Raw genomic sequence first — 11,644 nt, 5'->3', positions numbered from 1 at the left:
CTCGTGTTACGGGGCGACGGGCAGCGGTTGGTAATCCGGTGACGGGTCCGACAGCGACATGGTAACGTGGTAGGCCAGCCCCAGATATTTGTCGTCGGCAAAGAAAACCAAGGTTCCGTCATCAATCGAAGGCGGGGCCAGCAGCGACAGGTCAGGCATGCCAAAATCCCGCAGACGGGGCTGGCCCTGCTGCCAGTTGGCCCCTTCTTCCGCATCATACTGCGCCATGTATTCGGCGCGGAACGACTGGGGGTCAAGGATCACGCCATACTCGAAACCCTCGCTCAGGTGGTTCACGGCCAAAGCCGCATCTTGCGCATGATCGGGCTGGACCAGCGCTGGCACGGCAGCGATCAGCGGGCCGATTTCAGTATATTCAGCTTCGTAGGCGACGCGCACCATCGGCATGCCCGTTGCATTTATCATCAGGTCAATCTGCGGTAGGTCCATGGTCTAGGTCACCTTTCCTTGGTGTCGTTCGTCTTAATATATCATTGGTCTTTGACCCAGTTCGTATTGAGCCATTTGTCTTCCATCGGCGACATTGTACCGCTGACGACCCATTTGACCCACATGCGTGGTTCGCCGGTCAGCGGGTCAGGCGCAATGACGAACATGGCCTTGTCCGCTTCGCTGCCCCAATTTGAATCGGCGATCACGAATGTGGGGACACCCATTTCAGCTGCCATCATCGTGGTCACGGCCTTTTTCTGTCGCTCGTTTTCGGCAGCCAGCAGATCGGCCTTTTTCTGTCTGATCTCGCCAGGGGCGGGCAGGGGGTTCTGCTTGGCGGTCCATTCATTTGACTTGCGGTTGACGGTCGCGGTTTTCCAGGGCTCGAGTTTGCTGCTGATATAGGCCTCAAGCTTGGCCGGGGTCATGTCGGTATCGGGGGGCGTGGCGAGTGCGGCCTTGATCAGGTCTACCTCGGCGTCGTCTGCCGCCCAAGGCAGCACGGCATCGATCCGCTTACCGTAAAGATAGGCCGCACGGTCCTTGGGCAGCTTGTCCGTCGCGATCTTGAGGCCCGGATCAACCAGCTTGGCCTGGACATTTGCATCAAATCCCGGCGGATCGTTGAGTTTTGCAAATTCCCCCTCGGGGGCCACGGCGTTGAAGGCGTGGATTCCCCCAGTTGACACCATCGTCATGTCACCGCCTCCCATCCCCGCGATGGCCTTGAGAACCTTGACCGCGCGCTCGCCAGTGCTGTCGCTTCCGTCTTCGCTGACCACATCATGCCCGCGCAGGTTTTCAGGGCGCTTGCTGCCGTCGTCCTGTGGCAACAAGACTGCGCCCGCGGAATCGCCCCATCCGCCAAACTGCATTTCCCAAGGCTTGTCGCTGCCGGCCAGCTTGTCGATCCCGTTGATAAACGCAGATTCGTCGATATAGGCCGTGAGCTTGTCGCGATCGGCGTCGCCAAGCCCTGCGGCGGCAACGGCTTCCAATGCCTTGCGTTTGATAAATTTAACAAAGTCGGCTTGCGACAGCACTTCTTCTTTGGTGTCGACCGTGACCATCTTGTAAACGCCCTTGGACGACGATCCATCCGCGCTTACCGCACCAGCATTGCGGGTGGGATCATAAACGAAAGTATATCCCCCGATCACGGCTTGCTGCAGCTTGGGTTCAAGTTTCCGCCACGCATCGGTGTCCACTTCGTTCTTGAGCCCGCCCAGGGATGGTTCGGATGGATCGTAGGCCCCGAACATCGTCGCGTTCATGTGCCTGCGTTCACGGCTGTTTTGCAGACGGGCCGCTGCCGTGGCGATGGAATATTCCAGGCTGCGCGCCAGGGGTTCGTCGCCCGGCGGCAGGTTGGTGACAGCGGGGACAGGGCGGCCATGCTTGGGATTGAACACACCTGTCGTGGCGATGTCGCGGTACATCTCCATCAGCGCCACGGGGTCGTCGTTTTGCAATTTGCGCAGTGGTGCTGTGGCGAAACACGATCCCACATCACCTTGGGCGATGGGCGTCGTCACTGCCTTGAGGATGCCGACCTGAATTTTCTCCTTGACCTCATCGGCCTTCAACGGGTCGTCGAAATCTTCTGCGGGAATGCCCATTTGCGTGCTTAGCAGAGACCGCGCAGCAGGCGAGGCCGGCACGGTCGTGACCGAATTCAAAATGGCTTCCGCCTCGGCGCGACGGGTGTCGCCTTTGGTCGCGTCGCCAAAGAAATTTTGCAGATTTCCCATCTGTTCGGTTAACGTCACCGTGGCCCTGAACGCGGAGTCAAAGCCGTGACGCTGTTCGATCAGCATTGTGTTGAACGCAGCGCTGTTTAGGTCAAGCTTGATGCCTGCGGGCACTCCACCGGAGGCGGGGGTGCGCTGAATCACGGTTTCGGCGGCACCGATCGCCCGCGAGGCAGCGACGTTTTTCATCGAATAATCGGTCAGGGCACGCATCTTGGCATCTTGCTTGTGCGGGACACCGTTTGCCACGGCCACCTCTGCTTCGGCTGCGAACTCGGCCCCGAAAAATGCGGCCTGCTTCAACGCATGTTTTGCGTAGTTTGCGGCGTTCTCTTGTCCCATTGTCTTCTCAGGGGGCACGACACCATCGCTGCCGGCAGGCGGTTGCCAGAGGAAATTCGCCTCGCATTGCGCGGCCATCAACAGAGCCGTCTGCGCCAGCGCCTTTTGGTCCTTGGCATCAGGTGCCAAGGCACAGGTCTGAATGGCAATATCAGGGTTGCTGCCGAAAAGTTTGACCACATCCTCCAACATTTCATCCGGGATCGGATGCGCAGCAAGGGGGGATAGCGGGCCGAACGTGATCGCATCAAGCATGGCACGCTGGCCTTTCGCGGCTTTCAGTTCCTTTTCAGAAATGTCCACCTCTGCCTTCTTCTCGTGGTATTCGGTCTCCTTTTCGTCTTTGGCGGTTTGAGCAAGCAAACCGACCTGGAATGCCGCCTGTTCCGCAAGGCGGGCGGCTTTGACGGCGGCGCGGTCTTCGTCGGTGGCATCGCCACCAAGCAGGGTCACGCGTTCTTTCTCCTCGGCAAAAGCCTTCTTTTTCTCATTGTAATCGGCAAGTTTTTCTTTGAAATCGTCGTTCAAGGGCGTCCATTCGGCATTTATAGCAGCCAGTTCGGCGGCCAGTTGCTTTGCTTCCTTTCCCTTGTCCTCAATATAGGTTCGTGTGGCCTCTTGCCCCTTGAGGACCGCTTTATTGCGCTCCAGGATTGCGATCACGGCTTCGCCCGCGTCGTCATTCGCATCGAGCAGTGCCACGATGCCATCGGCGTGGGCATCCGATGCGCCAAGAGTTTTATACGTTTCCTTTTGAATCCGTACATCAATATCGATCGTAAGATCGTAGAGTGTAATGATGTTCGAATGGGTCGTTTCGATCAGTGGCTCAAGCTTCAGAATCTCGACCGGATCGCGTGTGGCCAGGGTCGAAAGGACCAACTGTTTGTCCGTACTGATCTTTGCTTGCGTCGACAACAACTGCGGCGTTTCGGGTTGGCCGTCATAAGAGGTCATGTCGATGTCCAGGGCGTCTTCTATGTCTTCCTTGGCAGCGTCATAGATCGCCTGAATCTTTGCGATGATGACCGTCGTCGCGTCGTCGACCAGTGATGTGGCTTCGTCCAACGTCAGCCATGCCGTCAGTGCCCGGCAAGCGTGCGAAGGGCAACAGCGTCATTCTGATCAACGGCCGTAATAGCGGTTTGCAAGTCTTTTGCTTTTTGAACCGCCGCAGCAAGGGGGCCTGATTGGGGCGTCGACGCAAACGCGGTGTTGTCCATTGCTGCGACTTCAGCCAGCCGCGCTGTCGCCATTCCCTTTGCCTTTTCCATGGCCGCGAGGGCCGCAGGCAGCGCACCGGCTTCGACGTAGGCGGCGTTGACAGCCTGCTCGAATGTCGCGAGGGTGGCTTGGGCTTCGTCCATCTGTGCCTTGGTCGGAAGCGGGTCTGCTAGCGGGCGCAACACGACCTGACGTGCCTGATCTATCGCGGTGATCGATGCTTCGGCAAATCCCACACCAGCGACAGGTCCGACTTCGGCGCGCAGCAGATCGGCGGCAGCAGTCAAATCGGCACGCAACCGTTCCATCGCCTGAATAGCAGGGGCCATGCGTTGCGTTGCATCGTCAAACGCCCCTGCCTGATTGCGCGCGCGGGCTGTTTCTGCCTGTGCAACGACGTTGGCCTTTTCCGGATAATCGTCAGGCACCAGTGCCGCGCGTTCATCAAAAAGTGCATCAAGGTCTGCGAACCTGCCAAAGGCGTCGATAATGCCTTTGTTGGTTTCAGTCTTATACTTGTCCCGGAACAGGTCGCGAACACTGGTCTTGAGGAAACTTTTTAAAAAATGCTGCTGTTCCGGCGATAAATCCTGCCACGTTTTCATGCAGACCCCCGGCTTGGTAATCACTTCGGGTAAGGGTATAATACACTTTTGGATATACATAGTCTGTTTTTGGGCAACATGCGCCCGGTCGTCCGCTAAACGAGCATGCCGCGGGACAAGGTTTGTCGTTCAATCGCCACTTCCGCTCGACAGTCCTCCTCAAGTCGCTTTACCAAGGGACAGAAGCAAACAGGGGGCAAATTGCGTGCCGGATCGCGTCTCGCCATTGGTGTTATTTCGCAACCAGACCTTTCGGTCGCTCTGGATTGCGGCGTTGGCGTCCAACTTTGGCGGACTGGTGCAGGCTGTCGGTGCGGCTTGGCTGATGACTTCGCTGTCGGATTCCCAGCACATGGTCGCACTTGTTCAGGGTTCGGTCGCGTTGCCCATCATGATCTTTTCGCTTCTGGCGGGGGTGTTTGCCGATAACTTCGATCGCAGACGGGTGATGTTGATTGCGCAGGCCTTTATGTTTGTCGTCTCCATCAGCCTGACGTTCATGGCGTTTGAGGGGTGGCTTTCGCCGTGGTCACTGCTGGCCTTCACCTTCTTGATTGGCTGTGGCACCGCGCTGCACAACCCGTCCTGGCAGGCGACGATGGGCGATATCGTCTCGAGAGAGGAGTTGCCCTCGGCCGTGTCACTGAACAGCATGGGCTTCAACCTGATGCGCAGCGTTGGCCCGGCAGCGGGCGGTGCGATTGTGGCACTTGCAGGTGTCGCGGCGGCTTTTGCGGTCAATGCGCTAAGCTATATCGCGATCATCCTGGCGTTGCTGCGCTGGAAATCACCGCCGCGTGAATCGCATCTTCCACGCGAGCCGATGGGGAGCGCATTTTCCGCCGGGCTGCGCTATGTAGCTATGTCGCCGAACCTGCTGCGGGTGATTTTGCGCGGGTTCTGGTTTGGTCTGTCCGCAATTGTGCTTTTGGCGCTGCTGCCAGTGATCGTGCGCGAAACGCTGGATGCTTCGGCCTTTGTCTATGGCGTGATGCTGGGGTGTTTCGGCCTGGGTGCCGTGTTCGGGGCATTGCTGAATGCCCGTTTACGGGCGCGGTTCAGCAATGAGATCATCGCAAGCGGGGCGTTTGTGGGCTTTGCGGTCAGTTGTGGTGCCCTTGCGTTCAGCACGAATGCCTTTCTGTCCGGGGCCGCTCTAATGATCACCGGCGGGTGCTGGGTACTGGCCCTGTCGATGTTCAACGTCACCATCCAGCTTTCCACGCCGCGTTGGGTCGTCGGGCGCGTTCTGGCCCTGTACCAGACGGGGACGTTCGGCGGCATGGCCGCAGGCAGCCTGATCTGGGGTGCCCTTGCTGAAAGGGCAGGCGCTGAAACCGCATTGCTAAGTGCGGCAGTCTTGCTGGTGCTGGGTGCCTTGATCGGTCTGCGGTTGCCGTTGCCGGAGTTCAACGGGCTGAACCTTGATCCGCTGAACCGCTTCAAAGAGCCGCCGACGCGGTTTGATCTGAACTATCGCAGCGGTCCTGTCATGGTCATGGTCGATTACGAAATCGCGCAGGAAGACATTCCCGAATTCCTCGCGGCGATGAGCCAGCGCCGCAGGGTTCGCATCCGCGACGGCGCACAGCAGTGGGCCTTGTTGCGCGACCTGCATCACCCCGAGCATTGGAGCGAAAGCTATCATGTGCCGACCTGGGGCGAATACGTCCGACATAACGAACGCCGGACCCATGCCGACGCGGACCTTGCCGATCATCTTAGACGGTTGCACCGGGGCGAAGGTGCACCGCAGGTCCACCGCATGATCGAACGGCAGGCTGTGCCGCTGCATGACGATATGTTGGTTAAGGGCGCATAACAGACGTCCGGGGGTGTTGCCCGAACCTTGTTTAATGGGCGCTGACGGCCGCCCCCTTTGGCGGGGTCTTCATCAGGACGGCACAGAATGCGAGACCCGCAAAAAGCAGGGTGATCAACACGAAGACGTCGATAAAGGACATTACCGCCGCTTGCCCGCGCAACCGGCCTGCCATCTGCATCAGCGCGCCTGTTTCGCCGTCCAGCCCGCGTGCCGTCAGATTTGCGGCCATCGCATTCAACTGTTCGACCGCTGCGTCATTTGCCCAGTTCAATGCCTCGGACAGCCGCTCGTAATGCAAGGCCCGGCGATCGCTAAGCAAAGTGTTGATCACCGCCAGACCGACCGCGCCGCCCAAGTTGCGCATGAGGTTGTAAAGGCCCGACGCCCCCTTCATCTTGTCACGCGGCAAGGTCCCAAGCGCGAGGTTGTTGATGGGCACCATGCACAGCATCAGTGACATGCCGCGCAGAACTTGCGGCCAGAACAGTTCATTGAAATCCCAATCCGGGGTCATGCCGGTCAACATCCACGTCGATGTAGCAAAACCCAGAAAGCCGATCAGTAACATCAGCCGCAGATCGATCTTTGACGACAGGATGCCTGCAAGGGGGGCGCTGAAAAACATGGCAAGGCCGGATACAAAAACGGTCTGCCCGATCATCAGGCTGTCATATCCGCGGATCGACGTCAGATAGAGCGGATAAAGATATGTCAGGCCATAAAGCCCGATCCCCATTGTGAAACTGAACAGCGATCCCACGGCAAAGTTGGTATTGCGAAAGGCTGAAAAATCCACGATGGGTTCTTCTCGGGTGAAAGCGCGCCAAAAGGTGACGATGCCGCCGACAACCATGAAAACGGCCAATATCGCGACGGCCTCATCGTCCAGCCAGTCATTGGCCGGACCTTCCTCGAGCACATATTCCAGCCCGCCCAGAAAGGCGGCAAGCGCGGCAAGACCCCACCAGTCGAACTTGTTGAACAGCTTCCAGTTCGGGCGGTCGAAGTCGATCAGCACCCACGCGCCGATGGCGACGCCGATCCCGGGAATGACGTTCACCAGAAACAGCCAGTGCCATGACATCGTTGCCGACAGATAACCGCCAATCGTCGGTCCCACGGTCGGGGCCAGTGTGGCAATCAAGCCGATGATCGGCGAAACGATGTTGCGCTTGGACGGGGGAAAGATCGTGAAGGCAGCGGCGAACACCGACGGGATCATCCCCCCTCCAAGAAACCCCTGAAGCGCCCGCCAAAGTATCATCTCGTTGATCGATCCCGAGGTGGCGCACATGAAGCTGGCCCCGGTGAAACCCGCGGCCGCCACGGCGAACAATATTCGCGTCGACATGACTCGTGCCAGAAATCCCGACAGCGGGATCATGATGACTTCTGCAATCAGATAGGACGTCTGGACCCAGCTGATCTCGTCCGTGCTGGCCCCAAGGCCCGCCTGAATATCAGGCAGCGAGGCTGAGACGATCTGAATGTCGAGGATGGCCATGAACATGCCGAAGACCATGATCATGAAAGCGGCAATACGGCGTGGCGTCAGCGCAAACTCGTCGGTTTCGGGTTTTGGTATGGCCTTGATCGGAACGCCCCGACCGGGTGCTGGAAGGGCGGTATCGGACATGGTGTTATTCGATCGCTGTTCCGGTGGCGTCAGTGTGCTTAACGGCAGCCGTGGTTGCAAGGGTGCCGCCGGTCCGGCTGTCCACCTCGACCGTCACCGATAGGCCCGCGCGGAGAAATCCGGCGTCAAGCGCGTCTTGCGGGATCGCGATGCGCACAGGCACGCGCTGCACGACCTTGGTAAAGTTGCCGGTGGCATTGTCTGCCGGCAGCAATGAGAAAATCGAACCGGTCGCGGGGGACACCGACGCGACTTCGCCCTCGAAATCCTGGCCGGGGGCGGCGTCAAAGCTCATGTGCACTTCGGCACCGACTGCGACACCGTCCATCTGGGTTTCCTTGAAATTGGCTTCGACATAGAGACCGTTCAGCGGCACAAGCGCTGCAAGACGCGTGCCGGGGTTGACCAGATCTCCGACCTCGAGTGTCAGGTTTGCCAAGGTGCCATCGGCAGGGGCGCGCAAGACTGTCAGATCAAGATCGCGTTGTGCCTGATCGGCCGCCAGTTCCAATTCACGTTGTGCGCCTTTCGCTTCGGCGTATTGCGCGCGCAGCACGCCAACTTGGGCCTGCGCATTCAGCACGGCAGCCTTGGCGCTGGCAACACTGGCTTGGGTGGTTTGCAAGTCCTCGATGGCGGTGTCGACCTGCGCCTGCGCGGCGACCTTGCTGCTGGCAAGCTTTTGGGTCCGGTCAGCCGTGGTTTGCGCTGCGTTCAAATGGGCCTGCGCCATCTGCTCCATGGCCTGCGCTTGCGCAACGCCCGCTTGGGCCGCGGCGATCTGGGCGTCAATCCGCGCCAAGGTGTCGGCGGCCGTCGCGACGCGGCTTTGCGCCGTTTCCAGTGCGATCCGGTAGTCGCCGTCATCGAGACGCACCAGCACATCGCCAGCTTTGACGTCTGCGTTTTCTGCCACCGGCATGTCGGCGACATAGCCTTGCACACGGCTGCTGATCAGCGTGACATTGGCCGTCACATAGGCATCGTTTGTATCGATCATAAAGCGACCGACGGTCCAATAGTCCCGCGCGAGAACTCCAGCGCCCACCAGCGCGCAAAGCGCCACGGTGCCAAGAATTGCCCGCTTGCGGCGATTTTTTCCTGGGGTAACTTTGTCTGCTTCCCGCGGGGTATCGGCAACCGTCTGGGTCGTGTCGGCCATGGTGCGGTCGTGGCGTGACATGGATTTCGTCCTTTTTTGGATACACGGGCTGCAGTTTCAATAAATCGAACCAATCGGTTCGATAATCGACTTAGTGATGCCGGGGCCGATTGGCAAGGCTTTATTAAACCGAACGGTTCGATTATATCGGTCTCATGACAAAAGTTGTAAAACACCGAACCCGTATCCCCCGCCACGCAGCAGGCGAGAACCCCGATAAAAGGGCTGCCATTCTGGAAGGCGCAGCAAAGGTCTTCCTGCAGTCGGGCTTTGATGCAGCAAGCGTGAATGATATTTGCCGGGCGGCGGGCGTGTCCAAAAGCACGCTTTATGTCTATTTTTCGGACAAAGAAGATCTGTTCGCGCATCTGGTAGAGGGTGAGCGCGAACGCCTGTTTGAGGGTTTGCAGCAGACCTTGCGTGGACCGGGTAGCCTGACTGCGCGTTTGACGGACTTTGCCGTTGCGCTTGCGGAGATCGTTTGTTCGGAACCGGTGGTTCAGGCGCAGCGGATTGTCATCAGCATGGCAGAGCGTCGGCCCGACCTTGGCGCGAGCTTTTACGACGGGGGGGCACAGCGCGGGCATGCTGTTCTGCTTGAAACCTTGGAGCGAGAGATCGCAGAGGGCAGGTTATCCATCCCCGACCCGTCGTTGGCGGCATATCAACTGGTCGAATTATCCTCGGCAGGGCTTTGGCGGCGGCGCTTGTTCGGCAAGACGCCAACACCCCCGACAGCTGAGGTGATCCGCGCCACTGCCGAAAGTGCGGTGGCAGTGTTCATGGCAAGCTATGGGCGGGGTGTGAAAAGCGCCATGAAGCCGGAGACCTAAAGGCTAGCGGATGAAAATGGGTGACGTCGTTAGATATCTAGGTGAATGGAAAAGGGGGTATTGGCATTTCGGATGTGCGCGGCCAAAGCAGCCTTGACGTCCAGACTGCCCGTGCGGCGGGTCGCGGTGTCTTAATCCTTAATGTTTTAAGGTGGTTACAGCAAACATTTCGTGAAGCGCTTCAAGGCCATCGCAGATGTCACAGCCTGACAAGAATAACTGAGCGGCCTTAATCCTCTCATAGTTCAGGCATTCATGGATGCCTGAACCCGGTATAAACTAGACAATTCAATAGCTTCCGGACTGCCATGCGCGGTCGTCAGTGCGCGCCAGGGTTGGATTTCTACCTTCAAAGAGAAAACTGTCCCGCACTGAAATCAGCGCGGGACAGCCCGATGTTTTTGAAGTTATCTTTGCGGTCAGACTGCCGCAGCGTTGATGCCGTTTGATGCGATATCAGTCATGCGACGGTCACCGTCATAGGTGTCGTCTAGACATTTCTGAAGAATGGCACCGTCCCCGTCTTCTTCCAGACGGTTGGCGAAAGCCACAACGCATCCGTAGCCCGCCAGCGCATAATGCACCATGCGTTGATACTGCGTGATGATCATTGCATCGCGAACATCGTCGTCACCAAATTCTGCGTCCAGCACGTGGGCTTTGGCTTCTTTAACAAGGCCTTCCATGCCCTTGCAGTGCTCGCCATTCGGCTTGATGTCATGCTTTGCGCATAGCTCGGCTACTTTCTCCATGCCTTCGCTGATGCCGTTTGCTCCTGCAATAAGCGCTTCTGAAAGCGCCTTGTCGGATGCCGCGCGACCCAGTTCGTTCACGACCTCAAGCGACTGTTTGTTAGCGCTCCAAAGGTCTTGCAACTGGTCGAGGTAAACGTCTTTGAGTGTGTTCATTGTCATCTTGGTACTCCATTTTCACTGGTTATGTCGTTGGTATAAAGGACCCGCTTTGCCGGTTTCCCGCCACGTGCTGCGGGACGACCGACCCTTCAGGCTGCTGTCAGGCAATCCACAACTGTTTAGAAACTTGCGGATTCTCAGGTCGAGGGGATTTCCGTTGGTCCCCCCGGTGGTGTTTCATTCGGTTCACGAACCGGATTTTCGACCGGTGTGGTCGCGGGGGTTTCATCCGGGGTAGGGGCCGGAGCCTCTCTAGGTTCGCGCGCCGGAACTTCGGTAGGTGCGGGATTAGGGCTTTCCGCCATGATCAATCCGCCAACCGGGAACGTTCTGTGGCGTTGGGACCGCCCGCGGGCGCTTCACCCAGCGTTTCTGCCGGCCGGTGTAACTTTTCATCGGGTTTCTTCGGTGGCTGCGTTTTTTGCTCGTCTTGGTCAGGCTTAGTCATAAAGTGCTCCCTAATAGCTAATCTTCTGTGGAAATGAACATCTTTGCCGGGATCAACCGACACAGCGAATGGTCCTATTCCGACACCTGATCCTTTGCGTCGCCGACTTTTTTCTGGGCCTTGCCTTCGACCTGATCAGCTTGACCGTCGCGCTTCATCTTGTCGTTACCGACTGCGTCGCCGACTTCCTCTTTGACTTTTCCGCCGATGTCTCTTGCTTTGCCTCTTACTTGGTCTTCGTTCGCCATTTTGATCTCCAATACTGATTGACTGGTGTGGGGGATCAACTTGCGAAAGCCGACAGAGTTCCGTTTTCATTAGCGAAACCGCTGCTGCTCCGCAGCCTCGACGGCGTTTTGTGCATGGCTGTAATGCAAACGGGTGCCAAGGGTTGAAGCAAACACCCAAGGTTCATAGGTTCTGCTATACTCTTGGGGCGTCTGTCAGACCA

Annotated in this window: 9 protein-coding genes; 2 read left to right on the top strand and 7 right to left on the bottom strand. The window is 58.1% G+C overall.

The genetic code is table 11. The annotated features are described in order from the left end of the window. Nucleotides 1-6: 6 nt before the first annotated feature. Genes RGAI101_RS18385 through RGAI101_RS18375 form a run of 3 tightly spaced genes read right to left on the bottom strand, consistent with a single transcriptional unit; the run spans nucleotide 7 to nucleotide 4,375 of the window. Complete coding sequence (locus RGAI101_RS18385; protein ID WP_008229708.1) at nucleotides 7-450, bottom strand: hypothetical protein; 444 nt, start codon at nucleotides 448-450, stop codon at nucleotides 7-9. 41 nt (nucleotides 451-491) lie between these two features. After that, nucleotides 492-3,614 (bottom strand): hypothetical protein, encoded by a 3,123-nt coding sequence (locus tag RGAI101_RS18380; protein ID WP_008229497.1) that lies wholly within the window; start codon nucleotides 3,612-3,614, stop codon nucleotides 492-494. 14 nt (nucleotides 3,615-3,628) lie between these two features. Continuing rightward, nucleotides 3,629-4,375 carry a hypothetical protein gene (locus RGAI101_RS18375; protein ID WP_008229797.1) on the bottom strand — a complete coding sequence of 249 codons (747 nt, stop codon included), beginning with the start codon at nucleotides 4,373-4,375 and terminating at the stop codon, nucleotides 3,629-3,631. A gap of 205 nt (nucleotides 4,376-4,580) precedes the next feature. Here RGAI101_RS18375 and RGAI101_RS18370 point away from each other — a divergent pair, with 205 nt between their 5' ends. After that, nucleotides 4,581-6,197 (top strand): MFS transporter, encoded by a 1,617-nt coding sequence (locus RGAI101_RS18370; RefSeq protein ID WP_037230037.1) that lies wholly within the window; start codon nucleotides 4,581-4,583, stop codon nucleotides 6,195-6,197. 31 nt (nucleotides 6,198-6,228) lie between these two features. Here RGAI101_RS18370 and RGAI101_RS18365 read toward each other — a convergent pair whose 3' ends face one another. After that, on the bottom strand, nucleotides 6,229-7,836 hold the full coding sequence (locus RGAI101_RS18365) for a DHA2 family efflux MFS transporter permease subunit (RefSeq protein ID WP_008229685.1): 1,608 nt from the start codon (nucleotides 7,834-7,836) through the stop codon (nucleotides 6,229-6,231). Between the two features lie 4 nt (nucleotides 7,837-7,840). After that, the gene (locus RGAI101_RS18360) at nucleotides 7,841-9,019 is read right to left on the bottom strand and encodes an HlyD family secretion protein (RefSeq protein WP_008229617.1); all 1,179 of its coding nucleotides are present in this window, start codon (nucleotides 9,017-9,019) and stop codon (nucleotides 7,841-7,843) included. A 134-nt stretch (nucleotides 9,020-9,153) separates the two neighbouring features. On the opposite strand from RGAI101_RS18360, the gene RGAI101_RS18355 reads away from it, so the two are divergent. Further along, nucleotides 9,154-9,831, top strand: coding sequence for a TetR/AcrR family transcriptional regulator (locus tag RGAI101_RS18355; protein WP_008229588.1), 678 nt, complete (start codon nucleotides 9,154-9,156; stop codon nucleotides 9,829-9,831). 419 nt (nucleotides 9,832-10,250) lie between these two features. On the opposite strand, the gene RGAI101_RS18350 is transcribed toward RGAI101_RS18355, so the two are convergent. Then, entirely contained in the window at nucleotides 10,251-10,745 is a 495-nt protein-coding gene (locus RGAI101_RS18350) for a ferritin-like domain-containing protein (protein ID WP_008229864.1), read from the bottom strand. 522 nt (nucleotides 10,746-11,267) lie between these two features. Next, nucleotides 11,268-11,441, bottom strand: coding sequence for a CsbD family protein (locus RGAI101_RS18345; protein ID WP_008229517.1), 174 nt, complete (start codon nucleotides 11,439-11,441; stop codon nucleotides 11,268-11,270). Nucleotides 11,442-11,644 lie beyond the last annotated feature (203 nt).

Origin of the sequence: Roseobacter sp. GAI101, from assembly GCF_000156335.1 — a bacterium.
Classification (GTDB): Bacteria; Pseudomonadota; Alphaproteobacteria; order Rhodobacterales; family Rhodobacteraceae; genus Sulfitobacter.
Note: the sequence above shows the minus strand (reverse complement) of the source record. Positions and strands in the feature narration are given on the sequence as shown.